Source organism: Kocuria sp. KKT182, assembly GCF_055635395.1.
Window position 1 is genome coordinate 1,569,948 of sequence record NZ_CM145757.1, and the last position, 26,445, is coordinate 1,596,392.

22 protein-coding genes are annotated in these 26,445 nt (G+C 75.3%); 9 read left to right on the forward strand and 13 right to left on the reverse strand.

Annotated elements, in window-relative coordinates; translation table 11 throughout:
• Positions 1 to 147: 147 nt before the first annotated feature.
• The 5 genes from ACZ2G1_RS07210 (at position 148) to ACZ2G1_RS07230 (ending at position 7,488) form a co-directional block, all read left to right on the forward strand.
• Positions 148 to 1,368, forward strand: a complete 1,221-nt coding sequence (locus ACZ2G1_RS07210; protein ID WP_284563426.1) for an ABC transporter substrate-binding protein — start codon at positions 148 to 150, stop codon at positions 1,366 to 1,368.
• Positions 1,365 to 2,300: a carbohydrate ABC transporter permease gene (locus ACZ2G1_RS07215; RefSeq protein WP_176337850.1), complete on the forward strand. Its 936-nt coding sequence runs from the start codon at positions 1,365 to 1,367 to the stop codon at positions 2,298 to 2,300. Before ACZ2G1_RS07210 ends, ACZ2G1_RS07215 begins: the two co-directional genes overlap by 4 nt.
• Complete coding sequence (locus tag ACZ2G1_RS07220; protein ID WP_176337851.1) at positions 2,300 to 3,208, forward strand: carbohydrate ABC transporter permease; 909 nt, start codon at positions 2,300 to 2,302, stop codon at positions 3,206 to 3,208. The genes ACZ2G1_RS07215 and ACZ2G1_RS07220 overlap by 1 nt, the downstream gene beginning before the upstream one ends.
• Positions 3,205 to 5,004 carry an alpha-glucosidase gene (locus ACZ2G1_RS07225; RefSeq protein WP_368826769.1) on the forward strand — a complete coding sequence of 600 codons (1,800 nt, stop codon included), beginning with the start codon at positions 3,205 to 3,207 and terminating at the stop codon, positions 5,002 to 5,004. Before ACZ2G1_RS07220 ends, ACZ2G1_RS07225 begins: the two co-directional genes overlap by 4 nt.
• Positions 5,005 to 5,145: 141 nt before the next feature.
• Positions 5,146 to 7,488 carry a DEAD/DEAH box helicase gene (locus ACZ2G1_RS07230; RefSeq protein WP_470377621.1) on the forward strand — a complete coding sequence of 781 codons (2,343 nt, stop codon included), beginning with the start codon at positions 5,146 to 5,148 and terminating at the stop codon, positions 7,486 to 7,488.
• Between the two features lie 4 nt (positions 7,489 to 7,492).
• Here ACZ2G1_RS07230 and ACZ2G1_RS07235 read toward each other — a convergent pair whose 3' ends face one another.
• The 7 genes from ACZ2G1_RS07235 to ssd form a co-directional block, all read right to left on the reverse strand.
• Positions 7,493 to 7,927 carry an Rv3654c family TadE-like protein gene (locus ACZ2G1_RS07235; protein WP_017832505.1) on the reverse strand — a complete coding sequence of 145 codons (435 nt, stop codon included), beginning with the start codon at positions 7,925 to 7,927 and terminating at the stop codon, positions 7,493 to 7,495.
• Positions 7,911 to 8,276, reverse strand: a complete 366-nt coding sequence (locus tag ACZ2G1_RS07240; RefSeq protein ID WP_017832506.1) for a TadE family type IV pilus minor pilin — start codon at positions 8,274 to 8,276, stop codon at positions 7,911 to 7,913. Before ACZ2G1_RS07240 ends, ACZ2G1_RS07235 begins: the two co-directional genes overlap by 17 nt.
• A 279-nt stretch (positions 8,277 to 8,555) precedes the next feature.
• Positions 8,556 to 8,855 (reverse strand): DUF4244 domain-containing protein, encoded by a 300-nt coding sequence (locus ACZ2G1_RS07245; RefSeq protein ID WP_017832507.1) that lies wholly within the window; start codon positions 8,853 to 8,855, stop codon positions 8,556 to 8,558.
• Positions 8,856 to 9,106: 251 nt separating this feature from the next.
• A complete protein-coding gene (locus tag ACZ2G1_RS07250) occupies positions 9,107 to 9,673 on the reverse strand; it encodes a type II secretion system F family protein (protein ID WP_109243629.1) in 567 nt (188 codons plus the stop codon).
• The gene (locus tag ACZ2G1_RS07255; RefSeq protein ID WP_017832509.1) at positions 9,670 to 10,431 is read right to left on the reverse strand and encodes a type II secretion system F family protein; all 762 of its coding nucleotides are present in this window, start codon (positions 10,429 to 10,431) and stop codon (positions 9,670 to 9,672) included. The genes ACZ2G1_RS07250 and ACZ2G1_RS07255 overlap by 4 nt, the downstream gene beginning before the upstream one ends.
• On the reverse strand, positions 10,428 to 11,693 hold the full coding sequence (locus ACZ2G1_RS07260) for a TadA family conjugal transfer-associated ATPase (RefSeq protein WP_284563424.1): 1,266 nt from the start codon (positions 11,691 to 11,693) through the stop codon (positions 10,428 to 10,430). Before ACZ2G1_RS07260 ends, ACZ2G1_RS07255 begins: the two co-directional genes overlap by 4 nt.
• Positions 11,690 to 12,784, reverse strand: coding sequence for a septum site-determining protein Ssd (gene ssd, locus ACZ2G1_RS07265; RefSeq protein WP_017832511.1), 1,095 nt, complete (start codon positions 12,782 to 12,784; stop codon positions 11,690 to 11,692). The genes ACZ2G1_RS07260 and ssd overlap by 4 nt, the downstream gene beginning before the upstream one ends.
• Positions 12,785 to 12,927: 143 nt before the next feature.
• Between ssd and ACZ2G1_RS07270 the strand changes: the two genes are divergently transcribed.
• On the forward strand, positions 12,928 to 14,676 hold the full coding sequence (locus ACZ2G1_RS07270) for a bifunctional 3'-5' exonuclease/DNA polymerase (protein ID WP_470377622.1): 1,749 nt from the start codon (positions 12,928 to 12,930) through the stop codon (positions 14,674 to 14,676).
• Between the two features lie 30 nt (positions 14,677 to 14,706).
• Here the strand turns inward: ACZ2G1_RS07270 and ACZ2G1_RS07275 are convergent, their stop codons facing one another.
• The 3 genes from ACZ2G1_RS07275 to nth all read right to left on the reverse strand — a co-directional run bounded on the left by ACZ2G1_RS07275 (position 14,707) and on the right by nth (position 20,190).
• Positions 14,707 to 18,414 carry an nSTAND1 domain-containing NTPase gene (locus ACZ2G1_RS07275; RefSeq protein WP_229587078.1) on the reverse strand — a complete coding sequence of 1,236 codons (3,708 nt, stop codon included), beginning with the start codon at positions 18,412 to 18,414 and terminating at the stop codon, positions 14,707 to 14,709.
• A gap of 109 nt (positions 18,415 to 18,523) precedes the next feature.
• Positions 18,524 to 19,213, reverse strand: a complete 690-nt coding sequence (locus tag ACZ2G1_RS07280) for an NUDIX hydrolase (RefSeq protein WP_470377717.1) — start codon at positions 19,211 to 19,213, stop codon at positions 18,524 to 18,526.
• 101 nt (positions 19,214 to 19,314) lie between these two features.
• Entirely contained in the window at positions 19,315 to 20,190 is an 876-nt protein-coding gene (nth, locus tag ACZ2G1_RS07285) for an endonuclease III (protein ID WP_017832515.1), read from the reverse strand.
• Between the two features lie 174 nt (positions 20,191 to 20,364).
• On the opposite strand from nth, the gene acs reads away from it, so the two are divergent.
• Together acs and aroQ are read left to right on the forward strand one after the other, a co-directional pair.
• On the forward strand, positions 20,365 to 22,314 hold the full coding sequence (gene acs, locus ACZ2G1_RS07290) for an acetate--CoA ligase (protein WP_017832516.1): 1,950 nt from the start codon (positions 20,365 to 20,367) through the stop codon (positions 22,312 to 22,314).
• A 109-nt stretch (positions 22,315 to 22,423) separates the two neighbouring features.
• On the forward strand, positions 22,424 to 22,873 hold the full coding sequence (gene aroQ, locus ACZ2G1_RS07295) for a type II 3-dehydroquinate dehydratase (RefSeq protein WP_470377623.1): 450 nt from the start codon (positions 22,424 to 22,426) through the stop codon (positions 22,871 to 22,873).
• 4 nt (positions 22,874 to 22,877) lie between these two features.
• On the opposite strand, the gene ACZ2G1_RS07300 is transcribed toward aroQ, so the two are convergent.
• The gene (locus ACZ2G1_RS07300; protein WP_035925090.1) at positions 22,878 to 24,041 is read right to left on the reverse strand and encodes a MarP family serine protease; all 1,164 of its coding nucleotides are present in this window, start codon (positions 24,039 to 24,041) and stop codon (positions 22,878 to 22,880) included.
• Between the two features lie 252 nt (positions 24,042 to 24,293).
• Between ACZ2G1_RS07300 and ACZ2G1_RS07305 the strand changes: the two genes are divergently transcribed.
• Entirely contained in the window at positions 24,294 to 24,971 is a 678-nt protein-coding gene (locus ACZ2G1_RS07305) for a Crp/Fnr family transcriptional regulator (RefSeq protein ID WP_017832519.1), read from the forward strand.
• A gap of 83 nt (positions 24,972 to 25,054) precedes the next feature.
• On the opposite strand, the gene ACZ2G1_RS07310 is transcribed toward ACZ2G1_RS07305, so the two are convergent.
• Positions 25,055 to 25,975 carry an NUDIX hydrolase gene (locus ACZ2G1_RS07310; RefSeq protein WP_217905704.1) on the reverse strand — a complete coding sequence of 307 codons (921 nt, stop codon included), beginning with the start codon at positions 25,973 to 25,975 and terminating at the stop codon, positions 25,055 to 25,057.
• Positions 25,959 to 26,444 (reverse strand): RidA family protein, encoded by a 486-nt coding sequence (locus ACZ2G1_RS07315; RefSeq protein ID WP_109243634.1) that lies wholly within the window; start codon positions 26,442 to 26,444, stop codon positions 25,959 to 25,961. The genes ACZ2G1_RS07310 and ACZ2G1_RS07315 overlap by 17 nt, the downstream gene beginning before the upstream one ends.
• Position 26,445 lies beyond the last annotated feature (1 nt).

The window sequence follows — 26,445 nt, forward strand, 5'->3', positions numbered from 1 at the left end:
CCGGACCGCCTGTCGTCCGTCGTCGCCCCGCCCGAGGAGAACCATGAGCGAGACCCCTGCCCCGCCGCCCCCGTCCGCCCTCCCGGCCCCGGTGCGGCCGTGACCGCGCCACGGCGCCGGGGCACGCGGCGATGGACCGCGACGGCCGTGTGCGCCCTGCTGCTGAGCGGCTGCGCCGTGGACGCGGACGCGCCCACCACGATCACCTTCTTCCAGTTCAAGCCCGAGGCCGTCGCCTACTTCGAGGACCTCGCCCGGCAGTTCGAGGCCGAGAACCCGGACGTGCGCGTGGTCGTGGACAACGTCCCGGACCCCGAGACGGCCCTGCGCACCCGCCTGGTCAAGGAGGACGTGCCCGACGTCCTGACCCTCAACGCCAACTCGACCTTCGGCGAGCTCGCCTCCGCCGGGATCTTTGCCGACTTCGCCGGCACCCCCGCGCTCGAGGACGTCAACCCGGCGTACGTGGACGTCGTCCGGGACCTGGGCGCGAGCACGCCGGATGCCGTCAACGGGGTGCCCTTCGCCGCCAACGCCTCCGGGGTGCTCTACAACGAGGAGCTCTTCGCCGAGCACGGCGTGGAGGTGCCCCGCACGTGGGACGAGCTGATCGCCGCCGCGGAGACCTTCGAGGCCGCCGGGGTCACCCCCTTCTACGGGATGCTCGCCGACGCCTGGACCGCCCAGGCGCCGCTCGCGCCGCTCGTCCCGCAGACCGTCCCGGAGGACTTCTGGGAGCAGCGCTTCGCGGGCGGGAGCTCCTTCCGGGAGGAGTGGCCGGAGGCCGCGCAGAAGCTGGCGACCCTCTTCGACCACACCCAGCCCGACCCGGTGGCCACCGGCTACGAGGACGGCACCGCCGCCTTCGCCCGGGGCGAGTCGGCGATGCTGCTGCTGGGCAACTACGCCGTACCCCAGATCCGCTCGTTCGAGCCCGAGTTCACCATCGGCAGCTTCGCGCTGCCCGCCACGAACGACCCCGCCGAGACCGTCCTGGTCTCGGGGGTGGACGTGGTCGTCACCGCCGGCGCGGACACCGAGCACCCCGAAGAGGTCCGGCGCTTCGTCGACTTCCTCATGCAGCCGGAGGTCGTCCAGGCCTACGCCGAGGAGCAGACGGCCATCCCGACCCTCGAGGGCATGTCCAACGACGACCCCGCGCTCGCCGGGGTCCAGCCCTACATCGACCAGGAGCGCATCGTGGGTTTCTTCGACCACCAGTTCATCCCCGCCGTCCCCCTGGGGTCGCTGCTGCAGCAGTACCTCATCGACCGCGACCAGGAGGCCTTCCTGGGGAACCTCGACGAGAGCTGGGACAGGGTCGCCGACCGGCGCACCTGGGGCCTCGGGGCGGTGGAGTCACGATGACCACGGCACCCGCCCGCGCGCAGGGCGCACCGTCCACGGGCACGTCCGCCGCCGCGCCCGCCCGGCGCCGGAAGGGACCCGGCCGCGCCTTCTACTGGATGGTGCTGCCCGCCCTCGTGCTCTTCCTCCTCTTCCACACCGTGCCCGTGCTGCAGGGTGTCTTCTACAGCTTCACGGACTCCCCGGGCTACGGCGAGTGGGACTTCGTGGGCCTGTCCAACTACACGGCGCTGTTCACCGACGAGCGGGTCCGCTCCGCGTACCTGTTCACCTTCCAATTCGCGCTCGTGGCGACCGTGCTGGTGAACGTCATCGCCCTGGCCCTGGCCGTGGGCCTGACGGGGCGGATCAAGTTCAAGAACACCCTGCGCGGGATCTACTTCGTGCCCAACATCCTGGCCGTCCTGGTGATCGGCTACGTGTTCAACTACCTGCTCACCAACTCCCTGCCGAGCATCGGGGCGGCCCTGGGGATCGACCGGCTGTCGACGTCGATCCTGGCCGACCCCGAGCTGGCCTGGGTCGGCATCGTGGTGCTCGCCGTGTGGCAGGCCGTCGCGTTCAACATCATCATCTACATCGCCGGGCTGCAGACCATCCCGGCCGAGCTCTACGAGGCCGCCGCCATCGACGGCGCCGGGCCGTGGCGGCGGTTCTGGTCCATCACGTTCCCCATGATCGGGGCGTTCTTCACGCTCAACATGGTGCTCTCGCTCAAGAACTTCCTGCAGGTCTTCGACCACATCATCGCCATGACCAACGGCGGGCCGGGAACGGCGACCGAGTCCGTCTCCGTCCTCATCTACCGGGGCGGGTTCCAGGGCGGCGAGTACGGCTACCAGATCGCCAACGCGGTCGTGTTCATGATCGTGCTGGTGGTCTTCGCCGTCGTCCAGCTCCGAGTCCTCCAGCGCGAAGAGGTGTCCGCCTGATGTCCTCCACCAACGTCTCCGCCCCGCCCAGCGGCACCGCCGCAACCACCCTCCCGGCCCGGTCCCGGCGGTCCGGCCGCCGGCGGCCCGAGGGAGGCCGGGTGAACTGGTGGCTGACCGCGCTGCTGGTCGTCCTGGCCCTGACCGTCTTCGTGCCGCTGTACTTCACGGTGATCACCGCCCTGAAGACCCCCGACCAGCTCGGCGGCAGCGGCTTCGCCCTCCCCACGGAGGTGCGGTGGGCGAACTTCGCCGACGCGTGGACGCTGACGGACTTCCCGCGGGCCGCGCTCAACAGCGCCCTGATCACCGTCTCCGCGGTGGTGCTCACGCTCCTGACGAACTCGATGGTGGCGTACGCGATCGCCCGCAACATGCACCGGCGCTTCTTCAAGGGCCTGTTCTTCTACTTCATCTCCGCGCTGTTCGTGCCCTTCCCGATCCTCATGCTGCCCGTGGCGAAGCAGACCGCCGCCCTGGGCCTCGACAATCCCGCCGGCCTGGTCCTGCTCTACGTGGTCTACGGCCTGTCCTTCAACATCTTCATCTTCACCGCCTACATCCGCTCCATCCCCGTCGAGCTCGAGGAGGCGGCGAGGATGGACGGTGCGGGCACGTGGGGAGTCTTCTGGCGGGTCGTCTTCCCGCTGCTCACGCCCATGAACGCCACGGTCGGCATCCTGACCTGCCTGTGGGCGTGGAACGACTTCCTGCTCCCCCTCATCATCGTCTCCGACCCGCAGCAGGCGACCCTGCCGCTCGTCCAGTACGTCTTCCAGTCCCAGTTCCAGACCAACTACACCGTCGCGTTCGCGTCCTACCTGATGGCGATGGCACCGCTGCTCGTGGTCTACGTCTTCGCCCAGCGGTGGGTCATCTCCGGCGTCACCCGAGGAGCAGTCAAATGAGCACCCGCACCCAGCAGCAGGACATCACCGCGCAGCGGCCCGGCACCGGCAGCGGCGCCGGGGACACCCCCGCGTGGTGGACCGACGCGGTCGTCTACCAGATCTACCCCCGCTCCTTCGCGGACTCCGACGGCGACGGGATCGGCGACCTCGGCGGCATCATCGCCCACCTCGACCACCTGCAGGACCTGGGCGTGGACGTCGTCTGGCTGTCCCCGATCTACTCGTCCCCGCAGGACGACAACGGCTACGACATCAGCGATTACCAGGACATCGACCCGGTCTTCGGCACCCTCGAGCAGTTCGACGAGCTGCTCGGGGCGGTGCACGCCCGCCGCATGAAACTGGTGATGGACCTCGTGGTGAACCACACCTCCGACGAGCACCCGTGGTTCGTCGAGTCCCGCTCCTCGCCGGACTCGCCGAAACGGGACTGGTACTGGTGGCGGGCCCCGCGCCGAGGCATGGAGGCCGGCGCCCCGGGCGCGGAGCCGACGAACTGGCAGAGCGCCTTCTCGGGCTCGACCTGGGAGTACGACGAGGCCTCGGGCGAGTACTACCTGCACCTGTTCTCGCGGAAGCAGCCGGACCTCAACTGGGAGAACCCCGAGGTGCGGCAGGCCGTCCACGCCATGATGCGCTGGTGGCTGGACCGCGGCGTGGACGGCTTCCGCATGGACGTCATCAACATGATCAGCAAGGACGTCGCCGAGGACGGCCACCTGCACGACGGGCCCCCGGTGGACGGGACGCCCTGGGGCGACGGGTCGGCGTCCTTCCTCTGCGGTCCCCGGATCCACGAGTTCCTCCAGGAGATGCACCGCGAGGTCTTCGCCGGCCGGGACGCCGAGCTCATCACGGTGGGCGAGATGCCCGGCGTCACCGTGGAGCAGGCCCAGCTCTTCACCGATCCGGCCCGCGCCGAGGTGGACATGGTCTTCCAGTTCGAGCACGTGGGCCTCGACCACGGCCCGGGCGGGAAGTTCGACCCCGAGCCGCTGCGCCTGACGGACCTGAAGGCCTCGCTGGGCCGCTGGCAGGAGGGCCTGGAGGAGGTCGGCTGGAACTCCCTGTACTGGAACAACCACGACCAGCCCCGCGCGGTCTCCCGCTTCGGCGACGACAGCCCCGAGCACCGGGTGGCCTCCGCGACCTGCCTGGCCACCCTGCTGCACCTGCACCGCGGCACGCCGTACGTGTACCAGGGCGAGGAGCTGGGCATGACCAACGCACCGTTCGAGACGATCGAGGACTTCCGCGACATCGAGTCGGTCAACCACTACCGCCACGCCGTGGCCGCCGGCGCGGACCCCGCCGGGGTGCTGCGCGGACTGCGCTGGTCGAGCCGGGACAACGCCCGCACCCCGGTCCAGTGGACCGCGGGCGCGAACGCCGGGTTCACCACCGGCACCCCGTGGATCGCGGTCAATCCGAACCACGACGAGGTCAACGCCGAGACCGCCCGGGCCGAGCCGCACTCGGTGTTCCACCACTACCGGCGTCTCATCGAGCTGCGGCACACCGAGCCCGTGGTCGCCCTGGGCGACTTCACCATGCTGGCCCCCCACCACGAGCAGCTCTACGCCTTCACCCGGCGGCTCGGGGACGTCGAGCTGCTGGTGCTCGCCAACGTCTCGGGCGAGGAGGTCCGCACCGACCTGCCCGAGGGCTGGGCCGGCGCCGAGCTGCTGATCGGCAACCGCCCCGACGGCGTGGTCCCCGGCGACGAGGGGCTGCTGCGGCCGTGGGAGGCCCGCGTGCACCGGCGGACCCGGGGCGCGGCGACGCAGGGCTGAGACGCGCCGCAGCGGCAGGGCGCCACCGCGCAGCGGCGCCGCACGGAGCCGCCGGGACAGCACCGAGCGCCGATGCCCTGGCGGCTCCCGGCGGCCGCCCCGCCGGTGGGGCCGCCGGGGCGGCGGTGGCACAATGAACCGGTGCCGTCCTCCGACCACGTCTCCTTGATCCCCCTGCTCGGCCGCGGCGACGCGCCGGAGCAGGTGCGGCACGTCCGGGAGATCCCCGACCGGGACGCCGTGACGGCGCCGTGGCCCGAGCACCTGCACCCGGACGTGGTCGCGGCCTGGGAACGGCTCGGCGTGCACGCGCCGTACCTGCACCAGGTCCAGGCGGTGCTGGCCCCCCGGCACGTGGTGGTCGCCACGGGGACCGCGTCCGGGAAGTCCCTCGCCTACCAGGCGCCCGTGGCCGACGCCGTGCACCGCGGCCGGCTCGCGGCGCTGGCGAACCCGGGCATGATCCACCACCCGGACGAGGCCACGGCCCTCTACCTCTCCCCCACCAAGGCCCTGGCCGCCGACCAGCTCAAGGGCCTCGACGCCCTCGGCCTGCCGACCCTGCGCGCCGCGACCTACGACGGCGACACCGACCCCGCGGAGCGCCGGTGGGTCCGGGACCACGCCGACGTGGTGCTGTGCAACCCGGACATGCTGCACTACGGGGTGCTGCCCAACCACGCGCGCTGGTCCCGGTTCTTCCGCCGCCTGAAGTACGTCGTGGTGGACGAGGCCCACTCCTACCGGGGTGTCTTCGGCTCGCACGTGGCCAACCTCATGCGGCGGCTGCGCCGGATCTGCCGTCTCTACGGCGCGGACCCCGTCTTCATCGGGGCGTCCGCGACCTCCTTCGAGCCGCACGCCTCCTTCGCCCGCCTCGTCGGCGTCCCCGAGGCCGAGGTGACGCCGGTGACCACGGACTTCTCCCCGCACGGACCGGTCACCGTGGTGCTCTGGGAGCCGGAGCAGACCGACGGCGGCGGCGAGAACGACGCCCCGGTGCGCCGCACCGCCCTGGCCGAGACCGCCGACATGCTCACCGACCTGGTGCTCCGCCAGGTCCGCACCATCGCGTTCATCAAGTCCCGCCGCGGCGCGGAGACGATCGCCCAGATCGCCCACCGGCAGCTGGAGGAGGTCGACCCCTCGCTGGCCCACCGGGTGGCGGCCTACCGCTCCGGGTTCCTCCCCGAGGAGCGCCGGGAGCTCGAGGAGGCGCTGCGGGACGGGCGGCTGCTCGGGATCGCGAGCACGTCCGCGCTCGAGCTCGGCATCGACGTGGCCGGGCTGGACGCCGTGGTCGTGGCCGGGTGGCCCGGCACCCGGGCGTCCTTCTTCCAGCAGATCGGCCGGGCGGGCCGGGCCGGGCAGGAGGCCCTGGCCGCCTTCGTGGCGGGCGACGACCCCCTCGACACGTACCTCGTGAACCATCCGGAGGCGATCTTCGACGTCGACGTCGAGGCCACGGTGTTCGACCCCTCCAACCCCTACGTGCTGGCCCCGCACCTGTGCGCGGCCGCGGCCGAGCAGCCGCTGCGCGCGGAGGAGATCGACAGCTTCGGGCCCACCGCGCCGGAGGTGCTCGGCTCGCTCGTGGCCAGCGGGCACCTGCGCCGCCGGCCGAACGGCTGGTTCTGGACGCACCCCCAGTCCGCGGCCGGGATAGTGTCGCTGCGCTCGGACGGCGGCGGGCCGATCCGGATCATCGAGACGGACACCGGCGCGGTGCTCGGCACGATGGACTCCCCCCAGTCCCACTACCAGGCCCACCCGGGGGCCGTGTACGTGCACCAGGGCCGGACCTACATCGTGGACGAGCTCGACGAGGCGGGCTCGGTGGCCGCCGTGACGCGGGCGAACCCCGACTTCTACACCACCGCGCGGGACATCACGCAGGTGAGCGTGGTCGCCGAGGAGCGCTCGGAGCGCTGGGGGCCGGTGACCGTCCACTTCGGCCAGGTGCAGGTCACCACGAAGGTGGTCTCGTTCCAGCGCAAGGCCGTGATCTCCAACGAGGTGCTGGGCGAGGAGCCCCTGGACCTCGCGGCCCGCGACCTGTTCACGAAGTCCGTGTGGTTCACCGTGCCGGGCCCCGTGCTGACCGGCGCGGGGATCGAGGAGCCCGACGTCCCCGGGGCGCTGCACGCGGCCGAGCACGCCGCGATCGGCCTGCTGCCGCTCGTGGCCTCGTGCGACCGCTGGGACGTGGGCGGGCTCTCGACCGCGCTGCACGCCGACACGGAGCTGCCCACGGTGTTCGTCTACGACGGCCACCCGGGCGGGGCGGGGTTCGCGGAGCGCGGCTACGCCACGGCCGTCGCGTGGCTGGGCGCCACCCGGGAGGCGATCTCCTCGTGCGAGTGCGAGCACGGGTGCCCGTCCTGCGTGCAGTCGCCGAAGTGCGGCAACCGCAACAACCCGCTGGACAAGGCCGGCGCCGTGCGGCTGATCGACGCGGTGCTGCACGACGCCCCCCGCGCCTGAGTCCTCACGGCGCACGGGCGGCCTCCGGGGGCCCGGCCCGGGACACGCCGCGGGCGGCCCCGAAGCGGGCGAGCGGCCCGTCCAGGGCCACGGCGGTGCGCACGTCCACGACGACCCGCTCCGGCTCCACGAGCGCGCACCGCTCGAGCCGTGCCCCGTTGTCCCGGGCCACGCGCTCGGCGGCGCCGCACGGGTCGCCGGCCACGAGGCCCCGGGCGGTGTCGGCGGCGGCGAGCGCCGCGAGGTCGGCGGCCTTGCCGGCACGGTGGGTCGCGATCCCCGCCTGGGCCAGCAGCAGCACGGCCACCAGCAGCACGCCGAGCACCAGGGTGAGCGTCAGCGCGTGCACGGTGCCGCTCCCCCGGTCGCCGTCGCGGTCCGGACAGCGGTCGGGCCGCCCCGGGATGCCCGGCACCGCGGGCTCAGCCACCGTGCCCATCGGCCGCTCCGGCCCCCTCCGTCTCGGCGGAGGCGTCCGCGCGCAGCTCCCAGCCGCCCCAGGTCCCGAGGATGCCGGGGGCGGGGCCGGTGACGGTGACCGTGGCCGTCCCCGCGTTCCCGCCCAGGCGGATCGCGGCGTCCTCCCCGGCCACGCGCAGCGCCGTGGAGCGGACCACGGCGGCGCTCTCGCCGCGGGCGGCGGCCCGGGCCGAGGCCCGCGCGGCCTCCTCGTAGCGGATCAGGGTCATCCCGGCCGCGGCGGCCGCGAGGAGCACGGCCAGGAGCAGCACGAGGGCGGGCAGCAGCACGGCCGTCTCGGCGGTGACGGCGCCGCGGTCCGGCGGCACCGGCCGCGGCGCGGGTCGGGACCGGGGGCCGCGCGGCGACCACGGACGGAGGCGGGAACCGACACGCCACCGGGAAGCAGGGGAACGGGGTCGGGACGGCGGACGAGACCGACCACGGGATGAGCATCGGGGGCGGTGGGCGGGCATGGTGGACTCCTCACGGGCAGGGCGCACGGCGGCTCGGGTTGCTGGGACCGGCGGCCAGGACGGACGGGGAGGACGCTCCCGCGGGGTCCGCGGCGCCGGGGACGGCACCACGGACCCCGCGGGAGCAGCCGCTCAGACGCCGAGCGCCTTCTCGATGATCGCGGTCAGGAGCTCGCGCACCTGGCCGGAGGAGAGGACCGCGGCCATGACCCCGCCGAAGGCCGCCGCGGCGAGCACGACCATGGCGTACTCCACGGTGGTCGCACCGAGGTCCGGGTCCCCGGCCCGGACGAGCGGGCGGGGCGGGGCGCCGGTGGCCCGGCGGGCGGACGGTGCGACCGGGCGGCCCCCGGCGGCGACCTCCAGGCCGGGCCCGGAGGGGCTGCGGCGCTTCCGGGCGGGACGGGAGGCGGTGATCTGGTGCTGGGACATGATGGTTCCTTTCGGTGCGGAGCGAACTGGTGCGGGGTGAGCAGGTGCCGGACGGCCGGCACTGGCCGGGCAGCACGGGCCGGGCAGCACTGGGCGAGCAGCACTCGCCGAGCCGGTGCCGGACGGGCGGCAGGGCCCGCCGGAGGACGGCGGACGGCGCAGCGCAGCGGCGCCGGGCCGGTCCTCGAGGGCGCAGGGGCGGACGGGGAACGCCCCGGCGGCCGGGGGCCCGCGGCTCCGGGCGCGGCGGGTCATCCGAACACCTCGGGCACGAGCCCCATCACGACCGGCAGGACGCCCCAGCAGACGAAGGCCGGCAGGGAGCACAGGCCCAGGGGCAGCACGAGCTGGACGGACAGCGACTCCGCGGCGCGCTCGGCCCGCCGGTAGGCGGCACGCCGGACCTGGGCGGCCTGCGAGCGCAGGCTCCGGGCCGACGGCGCCCCGGACGTCGCGGTGAACGTGAGCGCCTCGCGGTAGTCGGCCAGGTGCGTGGGCAGCTCGCCCGCCGAGGTCCACGCCGTGTGCCAGGGCAGCCCGAGCCGCAGCCGGGAGCCCACGCCTTCGAGGGCGGCGCCGGTGGCGTCCGTCCGGCACCCGCCCAGCACCGCCACGGCCTCCGCGAGCGGCAGACCGGCGTCCAGCATGGCGGCGGTGAGCTCCACGAGGACGCCGGCGGAGACGTGCGGTCCCGGCGGGCGGCGGCGGGCCGCGGCCGGACGGGGCGTTCCCGGCAGCCGGGCTCGGGACGGGAGCGCCGCCAGCGCCACGGCCGCCACCAGGAGCAGCCCGGCGGCGGGCGCTGCGAGGGCGGTCATCGCGCACCCACCGCCTCGGCGCGGCTGATCAGGGTGCGCGTCCACACCCGGCCGAGGCCCGTGAGCGCAGCGCCGGCCACGAGGGCGGCCAGCCCCCACGGGGTGGTGAGCAGCGTGCGCAGCGGGTCGACGCCCATGAGCATGCCCAGTCCGATGCCGAGCACCGGGAGCCAGGTCAGGATCCGGACGGTGGAGCGGGGGCCGGCCAGGGCGGTGCCGCGTGCGGCCTCGGCGTCGAGCTCCGCCTCGAGGGCGTCGGCGAGACCGCCGAGCAGGGCGGCGAGGGGCGCGCCGGTGCGCTCGGAGACCTCCCAGCACAGGGAGAGCTCGGCGGTGGTGGCGACGGCCCGCCGCTCCAGCGCGCGGTGGCCCAGCTCCGGGGCCGGCACCCCCGCCAGGGCGGTCGAGACGCTCAGCCCCAGGCGGGCGGCGGCCGCCACGGACGTGCACAGCAGTTCGAGGTGCCGGCCGGTGCCCGTGCGGGCGGCGCGGCCCCCGGGCCCCGCTCCCTCGAACGCGGCCGCCGGGGACCGGCCCGCCTCCAGCAGCGCCGCGAGCCGGCGCAGCAGCGCGATCCACTCGGCGGCCTCCGTCTCGGCGTCCCGGGCGAACCGGGCCCACCACCGGACCGGGACGACGGTGCCGGCGCCCGCCCTCGCGGCCGACCGGACGCGGTGGCCCGGACCCGCGACCAGCACCGCGGCGCCCCCGGCGAGGCACAGGCAGAGGGCGAGGCAGAGGACGAGGACCGTGCTCACGGCCGGCCTCCCGCGAGGTCCCCGCCGGGGTGGGGCGAACGGTCGGGCGAGCGGTCGGACGCGTCGCCGGGCGTTCGGTCGGGCCGGTGGTCGAGCAGGGCGCACAGCCCGTCCCAGCCCGGGCCGCGGCGCACGCCGTCGTGGGACCGGACCGCCGCGGGCACGGAGACGAGGGCGCCGGCCCGGTCCTCGAGCAGGGACACCGCCCGGACCTCGCGGCGCCCGCCCGCCCGGGCCACGTGGACGACCAGGTCCAGGGCGCTCGCGGCCTGCAGCGTCACGGCCTCCCGGCTCATCCCGGCCAGGGCGCCCAGGGCCGAGAGCCGGGCGGGGACCGCCTCGGCGGAGTTGGCGTGCACGGTGCCCGCCCCCGCGTGGCCGGTGTTCAGGGCCGTGAGGAGCTCGCGCACCTCGGCGCCGCGGCACTCGCCCACCACGAGCCGGTCGGGCCGCATCCGCAGGGCCTGCCGGACGAGCTCCGCCAGGTCGATGCTGCCCGCGCCCTCGGTGTTGGCGTGCCGCGCCTGGAGACCGACCACGTGGGGGTGCTCGGGCCGAAGCTCGGCGGCGTCCTCGATGAGCACGATCCGCTCGTGCGCCGGGGAGCAGGAGAGCAGGGCGTTGAGGACGGTCGTCTTCCCCGCCCCGGTGGCGCCGCTGACCAGGAAGTTGGCGCCCGAGCGCACGGCGCCCACGAGGAGCTCGGCGGTGCCGGGGTGGACGGTCCCCGCCGCCACGAGGTCCTGCAGGGACAGGGTCCTCGTGCTGCGGAAGCGGACGGAGAGCAGGGTCCCGCCCGTGGAGATCGGCGGGAGGACGGCGTGCACCCGGTAGCCGGCGGCCGTCTGGACGTCCACGCACGGGTGGGCGGCGTCGAGGCGGCGTCCTGCGGCGGTGACCAGGCGCACGGCCAGGGCGCGCACCTCGGCGTCGGTGCGGAAGGGGGACGGGACGCGGCGCACCCCGGCCTCGGTCTCGAGCCAGACCTGGTCCGGCCCGTTGACGTAGACGTCGGTGAGACCCCGGTGCGGCAGCAGCGGCTCGAGCGGACCGAGACCGGTCAGCTCGGCGCGCACGGCCTGCACCGCCCGCAGGGTGCCGGCGGCCCCGAGCACCCGGCCGCTCGCGCGCACGGCCGCGGCGATGTCGGTGTCCGTGACCGGCCCGGGGGCGGCCAGCAGCCGGTCCCGCACGTCGTCGAGCAGGGCGGCCGGCAGCGCGGCCTGCGGGCCGGGCACCGCACCGGGCAGCGCGGCGCTCACGGGGCGGCCCCCACGGCCTCGAGCAGGCCCGCCACGTCCCGGGCGAGCCGCCGGGAGCGGCCCGCCTCGAGCAGCCGGCCCGTCTCGGCGGCCTCCGGCACCGCGCCGGAGAAGCGCAGGGAGCCGGCGACGGGCAGACCGGTCGTGGCGGCGGCGAGGGCGTCGTCCACGTCGGCCACGTTGAGCCCGGCCGGCACCAGGCGGGCACTGGCGCCCGCCAGGGAACCGGCGGCCCACCGCGCGGCCAGCACGCCGCGCACCGTCCGGGGCGTGAGCACGAGGACCTCGTCGCACAGGGCCGCGGTGTCCGCCGTGCCCGCCCCCGCCCGGCCCAGGTCCACGACGACGAGGGCGGCCGCCCGGCGCAGCGCCTCGAGCACGCCGGCGTACGGCGCGGCGGCTCCGTCCGGCTGGGAGCGGTCCCAGGAGAGCCAGCGCAGCTGTCCGGTCCGGGCCATGGCCGGCCACAGCTGCTCGGCGTGCACCGTCCCGGCGATCCGGAGCAGGTCCGGCCAGCGCAGACCGTCCTGGTCCTCGAGGCCCAGCAGGACGTCGATGCCGCAGCCGGCGCGGTCCGCGTCCACGAGGACGGCCGGCCGGTCCTCGTGCGCGGCGCGGTCGGCGAGCCAGCACGCCAGCGTGGACGTGCCGGCCCCGCCCACGGCGCCCAGCACGCCCAGCACCCGGCCCGTGCCGCCGGGACCGGCGGGGCCGCCGGGCCGGGCGGTGAGCAGGTCGGCGAGCCATCCGGCGGCGTCGGGCAGCACGGCCACGGCGCAGCCGCCGAGGTCGGCCGCCCGGTCCCAGATCCCGGGGTCCTCGGGCCGGCCCACGAGCACCGTGCCCGGACGGACCCGCCCCCGCACGGCGTGGCGCACGTCCACGAGCTCGGTGTCCGCGAGCGTGCCCGGCGCGGTGGCCGCCGCCGCGCCGGGCGGATCGGCCAGCAGGTCGGCGCCGGCGGCCGCGCAGACGCGCTCGACCGTGGCGCGCAGCCCGGCGTCCTCGCTGACGAGGCGCACGGTGCGCGCGCGGACCGCGGTGCCCGGATGCGGCGGGGCCGGGGCGGAGAGGTGGGCGGCGGTGCTCATGGCCCCACTGTCCGGGCGGGCGGCACCGGGCCGGCCCGGCGGGGGCGCCGGTGTGGACGGGCGGCGGGCTTCCGGCGGCCCCGCGGGCGTGTGCAGTCCGGGCACCGGCGTAGCGTGACGGACCCGTGCAGGACAATGGCCGGATGCACATCGTGGTGGGACCAGCACAGGACGGCCGGGGCGGGCACCGGGTCCAGGACCTGACGGGCTCCGGGGACCCGGACGGGCCCGGCGTCGACGTGCCCGCCGGGGAGCTGGCCGCGTTCGTCGCCGACCGCGAGGAGGCCGCCCGGCGCGCCGGGTCCACGCCGCCGCGCTGGACCTGGGAGCGCACGGGCGCCGCCTACCCGCAGCTGCTGGCCGCCGGCGTCCGGGTGGAGCGCTGCCACGACCTGCGGCTGTGCCAGGCGATCCTCGCCACGGCCGCCACCGCCCACGGGTCCGGCGTCGACGGCCCGCTGCCCTACGAACCGGTGCTGCCGCCGCTGCCCGCCGACGAGGCGCCCGGGCTGCTCCCGCCGCCGTCCCCCGCCGAGGACCAGTCGAGCCTGTTCGACCTCCCCCGCGCCACGGGTCCCGACGCGGCCGTGCTGGTCGCCGAGCTGCGGGCACAGCTCGCCGCGGTGGCCGGCGCGGTGGACGCCCGCCGGCTGACCCTGCTGCTGGCCGCGGAGTCCCAGGGCGCGCTGATCGCCGCGGAGATGCAGCACGCCGGGGTGCCCTGGCGGGAGGACGTCCACCGGGCCCTGCTGGAGGACGCCCTGGGCCCCGAGCCGGCGCCCGGGGAGCGCCCCCCGCGGATGGAGGAGACCGTGGCCTGGCTGCGGGAGACGCTGCACGCGCCGGGGCTGAACCCGGACTCCCCGCAGGAGCTGCTCAAGGCGATGCGGGCGGCGGGGATCGACGTGACGAGCACCCGGCAGTGGGAGCTCGTCGAGTGGGCGCGGGCCGTGCCCGGCCTGGCGGCCCGGCGCCAGGCCCTGATCGAGCCCGTCCTGGAGCACAAGAAGCAGGCGCGGCTGCTCAGCGCCAACGGGTGGCACTGGCTGGCCACGTGGGTGCGGGACGGCCGCTTCCGCCCGGAGTACGTGGTGGGCGGGGTGGTCACCGGCCGCTGGTCGGCCCGCGGCGGGGGCGCCCTGCAGATCCCGCACGTGGTGCGGGACGCCGTGCGGGCGGATCCCGGGCGCGTGCTCGTGGTGGCGGACGCGGCCCAGCTCGAGCCGCGCGTGCTGGCGGCGCTGGCCCACGACGACGCCCTGGCCGCCGCGTCCCGCGGCAGGGACCTCTACCAGGCCATCGCCGACCTCGGCGAGGAGCGGGGCTCGGAGCTGACCGAGCGCCCCCAGGCGAAGGTGGGCATGCTGGGCGCGATGTACGGGGCCACCACGGGCCAGTCGGGCCGGCTCATGCCGCACCTGGCGCGGATGTTCCCCCGCGCCGTGGACTACGTGGAGCAGGCCGCCCGGGTGGGTGAGACGGGCGGACAGGTCCGCACGCACCTGGGCCGCTGGTCCCCGCTGCCGGGCCCGGCGTGGGACGCGGCGCAGCGGGACACCGCCACCGAGGAGGCCGAGCGGCGCGCCGGGGCGATGGCCCGAGGGCAGGGCCGGTTCACCCGCAACTTCGTGGTCCAGGGCACGGCCGCCGAGTGGGCCGTGTGCTGGATGGGCGCCGTCCGCTCGGCGCTGGCGCGGGAGGCGGTCGACGCCGAGCTCGTGTTCTTCCTGCACGACGAGGTCGTGCTGCACTGCGCGCGGGAGGACGCCGAGCGGGCCGCCGGGCTGGTCCGCGAGTGCGCGGAGCGGGCGGCCCGGCTGGTGTTCGGGCGCATCCCGGTGGAGTTCCCCGTCAGCGTGGCCGTGGTGGAGTCCTACGCGGACGCCAAGTAGGCCGCCCCGGCCCGGGTCACAGCAGGGGCCTCAGCACAGGTCCCGGTAGGGGGCGCCGGTCACGTGCCGGCGCCACTCGTCCTCCGTGATCGGGTCGCCCCGGTTGGCGCAGACCGCCTCGACCGCGTCCTCGGCCCGGACCAGCCAGCTGCGCACCACGCCGTCGTCGCCGGTGGCGACCAGCCGGTCCCCCACGAACCGCACGTCGTTCATCCGGTCGCCGGAGGCGGACAGGGCCGCGTAGACGTCGAGGTCCGCGGCGCCCACGGTCCACATCCACACGAACTTGTCGCCGGAGGCCCCGGCCAGCAGGGTGCCGTCCGCGGAGAACTGCAGGCCCTTGACGGAGGACAGGGCGTCCGAGGTCTCGCCCACGGGGTGGGGGTCGGACGGGTCCGCGACGTCCCAGAGCCGCACCCGGCCCGCCTCCGTGCCCACGGCCAGGAGGTCGGCCACCGGGGAGAACGCGATCGAGGTGGCCACGGAGTCGAGGGCCAGCCCCGCGGCCCGCCGCGGGGCGGCGGGGTCGGACACGTCCCACAGCTCCACGCCGTTGGTGTCGTCCGCCGCGGCGAACAGGGTGCCGTCCGCGTCGAACCGGGCGGCCTCCGAGCCGGGGACGGGGATCGTGGCCACCCGCCGGAGCGGCGCCTCGGGGCCGCGGCGCAGGAGGGCGATCTCGGAGCCCACCTCGGACCACGCCGCGATCGTGCCGGCGTCCGTCGTGACGTCGGCGCCCGTGATGCCCGCCTCGATGGCCGCGGCGCGCTCCGGCTCCTCCGGGCGGCCCCCGTCCAGGGGCCACACGAGGACGTCCCCGTCCTCGGTGCCCCCCGCGATGAGCGACGCGTCGGGGGCCACGGCCCCCGCGTACCAGAGGGTCTCCCCGGGCGGGGCCTCCGGGGGCGGCAGCGGCCGGGGGTCCTCGCCCGAGAGGTCGAAGAGGGACACGACGTCGGGGCCGACGCCGACGGCGCTCAGCACGGTGTGCTGCCGGTCCACGGAGAGCTGGTACACGGGCTCGCCCTGCCGGTGGATGACGGGCCCGCGCCGGTCCCATGCGCGGGTGGTGCCGTCCTGGGAGGTGGTGAGCACCCGCTCGCCCACGCGCAGCGCGCTGGTGACCCGGGCGGCGGTGGGGAGGGAGTCGATGCGGGCGAGGTCGGAGAGCCGGTGCACGTAGGCGTTCTGGTCGAAGCTGGCGGCCACGACGGCCTCGCCGTCCGGGGTGAAGGAGACGTCGCTGATCCAGCTGCCGAAGTCCGTGAGCGTCCCGGAGCGGGAGACCCGCTCCCCCTCGACGTCGTAGAGGCGCAGCTCGCGGGCGCTCAGCCCGGCGGCGAGGCGCGCGCCGTCGTCGGCGAGGTCCAGGGCCCGGACGACCCGCCCGGTCGGGACCGGGTCGAGGCGCTGCGCGCGGGCGCCGTCGGTGGCGTACCGGGTGATCTCCCCGGACGTCCCGCCCGCGTAGACCGTTCCGTCGGGGGCGGCCGCCAGGGCCAGGACGTCTGCGTCCTCCCCCAGCGCCAGGGCCGGCAGCGGCGCGGGGGCCCCGGGGTCCTCGATCGACCAGCGCAGCACCTCGCCCCGCCCCCCGGCCAGCAGCTGCCGTCCGTCGGGCGAGAGGACGACCGCGTTGACCGGTGTCCCCGCCCCCACGTCGAGCCCGGCCAGCCGCCGGGCCGGCGCCCCGGTGACGTCCCACAGGCTCACGTGCCCGAGCCCGCCCACCGCCGCGAGCACCCGCCCGTCCACCGCCAGGAGGTCCACGTCGCTCAGTCCGGGGGCGCCGTCGACCACGGCGAGGTCCTCCCGGTTCTCGGCGAGCCGGTCGCTGTCCCGCCACACGGACAGCAGGCCGTCCCCGGCGGCGCGCGCGACGACGGAGCCGTCGTCCAGCGCCGCGAGCCGGGACGCGCCGTCCGGGCCGAGCCACCGCTCCGGGGCGTTCACCGCGGTGGCGTCGATCAGGGCCGAGGTGCCCTCCCGGGTGGGGGCCATCCGGTAGGCCGCGAGGCTCAGCTGCGAGGCGAGGTTGGGCGACTCGCCCCGGATCCGGGAGGCCTCCAGCGCGGTCTGGCGGGAGAGCGCCTCGTCGCGGGCGGTCTCCGCGACGGTCTGGAAGCGCTCCGCACGGACGCCCAGCGCCCCGGCCACCACGGCCGCGCAGACGGCCAGGGCGAGCAGGACGAGGGCCACGTGGCCGCGCCGCTCGATCTCCCGGGCACTGCGCTTCTGCCGCTCCAGCGCGTCCTCGTAGTGGCGCTCGCTCTCCGCCAGGTACTCGCGCTCGGCCGGGCTCAGGAGCGCCTGCTGGCGCGGGTCCCCGGTCCAGTCCCGGAAGGAGGCGAGCTGGCCCAGCGGGATCAGGGCGAGGGGGTCGCGGTCGTTGGCGAGCCACATCTGGGTGGCCCGCTGCAGCTGCTGGCGGACGTAGAGGTCGCGGCGGCTGTCCTCGATCCAGCGGCTGAGCCGGGACCAGTGGTCCAGCAGGGCCTCGTGGCTGAGCTGGATCTCGTCCCGGTCGATGGTCAGCAGCCGGGCGCGGGCGAACTCCTCGACCACGGCCGCCCCGCCCTCCGGCAGCTCCTCCCGGAGCACCGGGGTGCGCACGACCGTGGCGGAGGTCCCGGTGCCGACCACGCGCACGAGCCGCAGGAACACCGCGCGGGCCACCTCCCGCTCGCGCGGGCCCAGCCGGGCGTGCACCTCCTCGGCCCGCCGCTCCACGGCCTCCGTGATGCCGCCCGCCGCGTGGTAGTCGGCCACCGTCAGCTCGCGGGTGCGGGCGTGCTCCCAGGTGCCGAGCATCGCCTGGGAGAGCATCGGCAGCAGGCCCACGCCGGCCTCCGTGCCGCGGGGGGCGACGTCCCGCAGGATCACCCCGACCAGGTCCGGGGAGACGCGGGCGCCGACGGCCTCGGCGGGGCCCACCACGATCCGTTCCAGCTGCTCGCGGGTCAGCGCGCCCAGCAGCACCGGGCGCTCCAGGGCGGTGCGCAGCTCGGCGTGCCGACTCGCGGTGCCGAAGAAGTCCGCCCGGAGGCCGACGACGACCACCCGGTCCCGGCTCGCCGCGGCGAGCCGGTCCAGGAACCGCCCGGGCTCCTCGGCCTCCCGGGCGCCCGTCCAGAGCTCCTCCAGCTGGTCGACGACGAGCAGGTCCGGAGCCGCCGCGACGGCGTCCTCGAGCCGACGCACCGGGTCGAGGCCCGGGGTCGTGGCCACGGCGCTCCACCCGTGCAGGGGCCCGCCCTCGGCCCGCAGCCGGCCGAGGAGCCCGGCGCCCAGCAGCGAGGACTTGCCCGCGCCGGAGGCTCCCACCACGGCCAGGATGCGGGGTCCGCCGGCGTCCGCCAGCCGCACCACCCGCTCGCCGAGCACGGCGACCTCGGCGGTCCGGCCGAAGAAGTGCGTCTCGTCCTCGGGGCGGTAGGAGCGCAGGCCCACGTACGGGGTGGAGTCCGGCCTGACCGGGGTGCGGGAACGGTTGACGTCCTCCCACCACAGCTCCGCGGGGCGCTCGTCCGTGAGCCCGAGGGCGTCCAGCAGGGCCGTGAACTCCTCGCGCAGGGCCGGGCCGGGCAGGTGCGCCCCGCTGAGCCAGCCCTGGATGGTGCTGGCCGGCAGCCGGCAGGAGGCCGCGAGCGCCCGGACCGACAGGCCGCGGCGGCGGCGCGCGGCGCTGAGCTGCTCGGCGAGCCGGGGCCGCTCGGGGCCGGGCGGGGGCGAGGCCACCGGGAGCCTCCTCGGGGGGTCGTGGGCACGGGGGACCCTGGAATGGTAAGTCCGCTTGCCGCGGCGCCGGCAATGTTGCGTCCGGGGCGGCGTCATGCCCCCGGGCGTGCTACAGCGGTGCGGGCAGGTCCCGGCCGGTGTCCCAGGGCACGGCCCAGCCCAGCGCCGTGAGCACCCGGTCCAGGAGCACTCCGGTGAACCCCCAGACGGTCACGGTGGACGCGGTGCCGGGCACGGGGACCGTGAAGGCGGGCGAGCGGTAGGTCTGCCGGCCGCGCGTGACGGTCGCGGTGTACCGGTTGGCCGGGTCGATGAGGTCCAGCACGGGGACGCGGAACACGAGGGAGGACTCGGCGTGGTCCACGACGTCCACCGGCGAGACGTCCCGCCACCAGCCCAGCACCGGGGTGACGAGGTGGTTGGAGACCGGCAGGGGCACCGGGGCCAGGGCGCCGAGCACCTCCACCCCGTGCGGGTCCAGCCCGGTCTCCTCCTCTGCCTCGCGGACGGCCGCGCGCACGTGGGCGGCGCTGACCTCGCCGCCGGGCACGGACAGCACCTCGTGCAGGTCCCCGTCCTCGGGGTCCAGGCGCCCGCCCGGGAAGGCGACCTGGCCGGGGTGGGAGCGCAGCGTCGCGGCCCGCTGGACCAGGAGGACGTCGAGGTCCCGGCCCACGCCCTCCGCGTGCTCGGCGGCGCGCGAGGGCAGGTCGTCGAGCGCGCCGAAGAGGATGAGCACGGCCGAGCGGCGGTAGTTCTCGTCGATCTGCCCGATCCGCCACGGCTCGCGGTCCTCCATCCGCAGCTGCCGGCCGCTGCGGGCCACGCGCAGCAGGTCCTGGTAGGCGTCGCCCACGGGTCGTCCTCCTCGGTGGTCGCGTCGTCGGTGGTCGGTGCCGCTCACGAGCTCAGGGGCCAGCCGTCGGCCTGCAGCTGGGCCCGGCTGCGCCCGGCGAGGAACAGCTCCAGCAGCTCCTCCCGGCCCGGGGCGAACTCGTACTTGAGCAGGGCCGCCGCCTGGGCGGTGTCCGTGGGGCCCTCGCCGTAGGACGGGCACAGGTCCGCGACGGGGCACACCCCGCACGCGGGCCGCCGGGAGTGGCAGATGCGCCGCCCGTGGTAGACGAGCCGCTGGGACAGGTCGGTCCAGTCGCGGGGCGCGAACAGGGCGGCGACGTCCCGCTCGACCTTGACCGGGTCCTCCTCCGCGGTCCAGCCGAAGCGGCGGGCGAGCCGGCCGAAGTGGGTGTCCACGGTGATCCCGGGGATCCCGAAGGCGTTGCCGAGCACCACGTTGGCGGTCTTGCGGCCCACGCCGGGCAGGGTGACGAGGTCCTCCAGCCGCCCGGGCACCTCGCCGTCGTGGTCGTCCACGATCTTCTGGGCCAGGGTCCGGATGGCCCGGGTCTTGGCCCGGTAGAAGCCGAGCGGGCGGATGATCTCCTGGATCTCGGCCTCGTCCGCCTCGGCGAGCGCCCGCGGCGTGGGACAGGCGGCGAAGAGCCGCGGCGTGGTCGCGTTCACGCGCACGTCGGTGGTCTGGGCGGAGAGCACCGTGGCCACGAGCAGCTCGTACGGGGAGCGGAAGTCCAGCTCGGCGACCGCGTACGGGTAGGCCTCCGCGAGCACCGCGTTGATCCGGCGGGCCCGCCGCTTGAGCGCCAGCGGGGACTCGGGGGAGCCCGTCCGGCGGCGCCGTGCGGCGCCGGCGCGCGCCTTCGCGGGGTCCACGACGCGCAGGTGGGCGGGCGGGCGGGGCACGGCAGTCGGGACCATGCCCCGATTCTAGGCGGCGCGCCCGGAGGGGTTCCGTGACTCGGTGCGGCGTGGCCCCTGTGGAACCGGGTGCACCGATCGTCTAGGGTGAAAACGACACTATGTGAGCTGTGACACGGACGTCCGGTGCCGCCGGGGGTCCGTGCGCGGTGTGCGACGAGAAGGGAAGACCACATGGCTTCAGAGACCACGTCCGCCGAGGGCAGGACCTTCGCCCCGAGCCCGGAGTTCGCGGCCCAGGCCAATGCCACCGCCGAGCTCTACCGCCAGGCGGAGGAGGAGGGCGTCGACTTCTGGGGCCGCCAGGCACGGGAGCTGCTGACCTGGAACAAGGAGTTCACCGAGGTCCTCGACTGGTCGAACCCCCCGTTCGCCAAGTGGTTCCAGGACGGCACCCTCAACGCGTGCTACAACGCCGTGGACCGCCACGTGGAGGCCGGCAACGGGGACCGGGTCGCCATCCACTTCGAGGGTGAGCCCGGCGACAGCCGCAGCTACACCTACGCCCAGCTCAAGGACGAGGTGTCGAAGGCCGCCAACGCCATGGAGAGCCTCGGCGTGACCAAGGGCGACCGCGTGGCCCTCTACCTGCCGATGATCGCCGAGGCGGTCATCGCGATGCTGGCCTGCGCCCGCATCGGCGCGATCCACTCCGTGGTCTTCGGCGGGTTCTCCGCCGACGCGCTGCGCTCGCGCGTCGAGGACGGCGAGGCGAAGCTCGTGGTCACCGCGGACGGGACCTTCCGCCGCGGCAAGCCCTCCATGCTCAAGCCGGCCGTCGACGACGCCCTCTCCCGCGGCGGCGCCACCGTGGAGCACGTCCTCGTGGTCCGCCGCAACGAGGCCGACATCGAGATGACCGAGGGCCGGGACGTGTGGTGGCACGACGCCGTCGAGGCCGCCTCCCCGGAGCACACCCCGTCCGAGCAGGGCGCCGAGGACCCGCTGTTCATCCTCTACACCTCCGGGACCACCGGCAAGCCCAAGGGCATCATGCACACCACGGGCGGCTACCTCACCCAGGGTGCCTTCACCCACAAGAACGTCTTCGACCTCAAGCCGGAGACGGACGTCTACTGGTGCACCGCCGACGTCGGGTGGGTCACCGGCCACTCCTACGTCGCCTACGCCCCCCTGGTCAACGGCTCCACCCAGGTGATCTACGAGGGCACCCCGGACTCCCCGCACCGCGGCCGGTTCTGGGAGATCGTGCAGAAGTACGGTGTGACGATCATGTACACCTCCCCCACCGCGATCCGCACCATGATGAAGTGGGGCGAGGAGATCCCGGCGGAGTACGACCTCTCGTCCCTGCGGGTGCTCGGCACCGTGGGCGAGGCCATCAACCCCGAGGCGTGGACCTGGTTCCACCGGGTCATCGGCGGCGGCCGCTGCCCGATCGTCGACACCTGGTGGCAGACCGAGACCGGCGCCATCATGATCTCCCAGCTGCCGGGCGTGACGACCGCCAAGCCGGGCTCCGCGCAGGTGCCGATCCCCGGCATCAAGGTCGACGTCGTGGACGACACCGGGCAGTCCGTGCCCAACGAGACCTCGGGCTTCCTGGTGCTGCGCGAGCCGTGGCCCGCGATGCTGCGGACCATCTGGGGCGACGACGACCGCTACGTGGACACGTACTGGTCCCGGTTCGGCGAGATGTACTTCGCCGGCGACGGCGCCAAGCGCGACGCCGACGGGGACGTGTGGATCCTCGGCCGCGTCGACGACGTCATGAACGTCTCCGGCCACCGCCTGTCCACCCCGGAGATCGAGTCCGCGCTCGTGTCCCACCCGTCCGTGGCCGAGGCCGCGGTGGTGGGCGCCACGGACGAGACCACCGGCCAGGCCGTGATCGCGTTCGTCATCCTCTCCGACCAGGCCGACGCCGAAGGCCGGGACAAGGCCGAGCTGGCCGAGGAGATGCGGGCCCACGTGGGCAAGGAGATCTCCCCGATCGCCAAGCCCAAGAAGGTGCTCATCGTCCCCGAGCTGCCCAAGACCCGGTCCGGGAAGATCATGCGCCGGCTGCTCAAGGACGTGGCGGAGGACCGGGAGGTCGGCGACGTCTCGACCCTCGCGGACCAGACCGTGATGCAGCAGATCGTGGACTCGCTCGCCAAGTAGTCCGCGCCCCAGCTCCGCAGCGCCCCCTCGCCCCTGCCGTGCGAGGGGGCGCTGCGGCGTCCGGGGGCGGCGCCCGGACCGGCGGGCGCCGGAGTGAGAGGATGCGGGCATGACCAGCACGCGCAGACCGATCTACGTCCTCAACGGCCCCAACCTCAACCTGCTCGGCGTCCGGCGCCCGGAGGTGTACGGCACCACGACGCTCGCGGACATCGAGGAGGCCGTGCGCGCCCGGGCCGCCGCGGGCGGGTGGGACGTCGAGTTCCACCAGTCCAACCACGAGGGCGTCCTGGTGGACCGGATCCAGGAGGCCCGCACGGAGGGCGCGGCGATCGTGATCAACCCCGCGGCCTTCACGCACTACTCGATCGCGATCCACGACGCGCTCGAGGCGGCGGAGCTGCCCGTGGTGGAGGTGCACCTGTCCAACGTGCACCGGCGCGAGGCGTTCCGGCACACGTCCTACGTGTCCCTGCAGGCGGACGTGGTGATTGCCGGGGCGGGGGCCTTCGGCTACGAGATGGCGGTCGAGCACCTGCTGCGGACCCTAAAGGGGTAGCAGCTCAGGCGGCGCAGGAGCCGGAGTCCACGGCCTGGGTGGCGCCCGCGGCGGCGCCCAGCGCCCCGCGCAGCTCGTCCAGGGTGAGGGCGTAGCCGACCTGCCCCTCGAGGGCCTTGGCGAAGACGACGCCGACGACGGAGCCGTCCTGCGCCACGAGCGGGCCGCCGGAGTTGCCCTGCTGCACCTGGCCGGCCAGCTGGATGATCTCCATCGTCCCGCCGGTCCCCTCCACGGGTGCGAGCGCGGTGCCCTGCACGGTGGCGGGCCCGGCGGCGAACGGCCCGCCCAGGGGGTAGCCCATGAAGGCGACCGAGTCCCCGGCCGCGGGGTCCACCCCGAGCGGCAGCGCGGCCAGCGGCAGGGACGGCGCGGAGAGGACGGCGAGGTCGGAGCCCGGGTCGTAGTGGACGACGGCGGCGGCGTGCACCTGCCCGTCCCGGGTCTGCACCACCGGCTCGTCCACCCCGGCCACCACGTGCGCGTTGGTCACCACCTGCCCGGCGTCGGTCACGAAGCCCGAGCCGGTCTGGTTCTGGCGGCACTCCACCGCCATGCCGTAGACCTGCACCACGGACTGCCCGGCCGCCTGCAGCGCGGGTGTGCTCGTGCTCTCGTCGGGGGCCTCCTCGGCGGGGAAGAGCAGCTCGTCGAGCTGACGGATGCCGGTGGCCCCGCCCACGGCGTCCCGGGCCTCGGTCACCGCGGCGCGCACGGGCCCCGGGGTGTGCTCGTCGATCGTGCGCAGCACGGTCGAGGACGCCACCTGCTGGGACACGGCCGGGATGCCCAGCTGGCCGACGAGCGAGGCGAGCAGCGAGAGCACGAGCGCGGCGACGGCCACGTCGAGGGCCGCCCCCGCGATCCGGTTGAGCGCGCCCAGGCGCATGCGCTCGGTCACGGCGGACAGGGCGCGGCCCACCAGCCCGCCCAGCATCTGCCCCGCCACCAGCAGGACCAGCACCGTGGCGAGCACGGCGCCCACGCGGTACTGCGGGTCCACCTGCGCGCTCACCCACGGGGCGGCCGAGAACGCCGCCACCCCGCCGAGCACGAGCCCGGCCAGGGAGAACAGGGAGTTGAAGAAGCCGCGGCTGAACCCGTAGAAGAGGTAGCCCAGGAGCACGACGGCCAGGAGGACGTCGAGCAGGTTGAAGGACGGAGACATCGGGTTCCTCTGCGAGTTCTTCGGGGCCGGGAGCCGGGGAGCGAGCCACCAGCATAGGGAGCGCGGCTGGGAGATCCGTGGAGCGGGCCTGCCGCCCCGCCCGGGCCCGCCGCGCCCGTCCTTGGGATTCGCGGGCCGGAGACACTACAGTGAACGTCAGGTACGTTAGGTCGCTCACACACCGGTGCGGGCGACTCCCGCTGACATCGGCCGCCACGGGCAACGGCCCGGCGGCACATCTTGAGGAGAACCATGGATATCGACGTCCTCCGCCGCGCTCCCCTGTTCGCGTCCCTGGACGACCAGGCCTTCGCCGCCCTCACCGAGGAGCTCACCGAGGTCGACCTCTCGCGCGGCTCCACGCTGTTCCACGAGGGCGATCCGGGCGACCAGCTGTACTTCATCATCTCGGGCAAGATCAAGCTCGGCCGCACCGCCCCGGACGGTCGCGAGAGCCTCGTGGCGATCATGGGCCCGGGCGAGCTGTTCGGCGAGATGGCGCTGTTCGACCCGAGCCCGCGCTCCACGTCCGCGACCGCCGTGTCCGAGACGCGCCTGGCCGGGCTCAAGCACGAGAACCTCAAGAAGGTCATCGAGCGCTCCCCCGACGTCTCCGCGCAGCTGCTGCAGGCCCTGGCCCGCCGGCTGCGGCGCACCAATGAGAGCCTCGCCGACCTGGTCTTCTCCGACGTGCCCGGCCGGGTGGCGAAGGCGCTGCTGGACCTGGCCGACCGGTTCGGCCGGCCCGCCACCGACGGCATCCTCGTGGCGCACGAGCTCACCCAGGAGGAGCTGGCCCAGCTCGTCGGTGCGTCCCGCGAGACCGTGAACAAGGCGCTGGCCGAGTTCGTCCAGCGCGGCTGGATCCGGCTCGAGGCGCGCGCCGTGGTGATCCTCGACCTGCAGCGGCTCAAGCAGCGCAGCCGCTGAGTCCTGCCCCCGCATCGGGACGGCCCGGTCACCCTCGCGGGTGACCGGGCCGTCCGCGTGTGCGGGCGCGGCGGCGGCTCAGGTCAGGTCAGGTCGAGGCGCAGCACGGGCCGGCCGTCGTGCACCTCGAGCACCGGGTTGCGGGCCACCACGGCCCGCTTCCTGGCCAGGAAGGCGATCGCCGAGGTGCACTCGGCGACCGACTCGAGCACGCACTGCACGCCGGGCGAGGAGAGGTCGTCGATCGTGCGGCCCACGGTGTCCTCCTGCCCCACGAGGTCCCCGAGCCAGCTGCCCGCCGGGTCGGCCACGGCCTGCGCGGCGTCCACCCAGCGGCCCCAGACGCCCTTCGACTCGAGCACGGACGGGGCCTGCCCATCGGGGACCACCGCGGTGAAGTAGTGGATGTCGTACCGGCGGTGGGCGAAGTCGGAGGTGATCCAGTGCGCGAGGGGCTTGAGCAGGTCGGAGCGCAGCACGAGCCGGCGCCGGCCGAGGACCTGGGCGAGGGACACGTCCCCCACGGCGAGCGCCTCCCGGGAGCGCATCCACTCGGCGCCCTCCACGGACTCGATGGTGCTCATCGTGTCCGACCCGGCCAGCAGGACGCCGGCCTCCTCGAACGCCTTGCGGACCGCGGCGACCACGGTGCGCCGCGCCCGGCCGAGGTCGTCCTCGACGCCGAGCCTGCGCGCCCAGTCCGCGGGGCTGGGCCCGGCCCAGTCGAGGGGCTCGTCGTCGTGGGGCTCGAGGGTCCCGCCGGGGAATCCGACGGTGCCGAGCGGTGAGTTGCCCGGGCGGTACTTGAGGTAGGTCTCCACGCCGTGCTCGCCGTCCCGCACGAAGACCACCGCGGCGGCCGGTGAGGGCGCGCTGCCGGGGATGCCGGCACCCCGCTCGAGCCAGGCCTGCGCGGCCCCGCGCTGGCCCTCCGGGATCTCGAACCAGCGCACGGCCGGCGGACGGCCCTGCCGCGGGGGCTGCGAATCAGCGGAACTCGGCAACGAGCTCCACCTCGACCGGCGCGTCGAGCGGCAGGACCGCGACGCCCACCGCCGAGCGGGCGTGCACCCCGGCGTCGCCGAAGATCCGGCCCAGCAGCTCGGAGGCGCCGTTGATCACGCCGGGCTGGCCGGTGAAGCCGGGATCGGAGGCCACGAAGCCGACGACCTTCACGATCCGGACCACCCGGTCCAGGTCCCCGACGGCCTCCTTGACCGCGGCCACGGCGTTGAGGGCGGCGCGGGCCGCGAGCTCGTGGGCGTCCTCGGGGGAGACGGTGCCCGCCGCCCCGGACGCGGACACCTTGCCGGTGGCGGGCAGCTGCCCGTCCACGAAGGGCAGCTGGCCCGAGGTGTGCACCCACGAGCCGGTGACCACGGCGGGCACGTAGGCGGCCACGGGGGCCGCGACGGCCGGGAGCTCGAGGCCGAGCTCGGCGATGCGGGATTCGACGGCGGAGCCGTTGCTCATG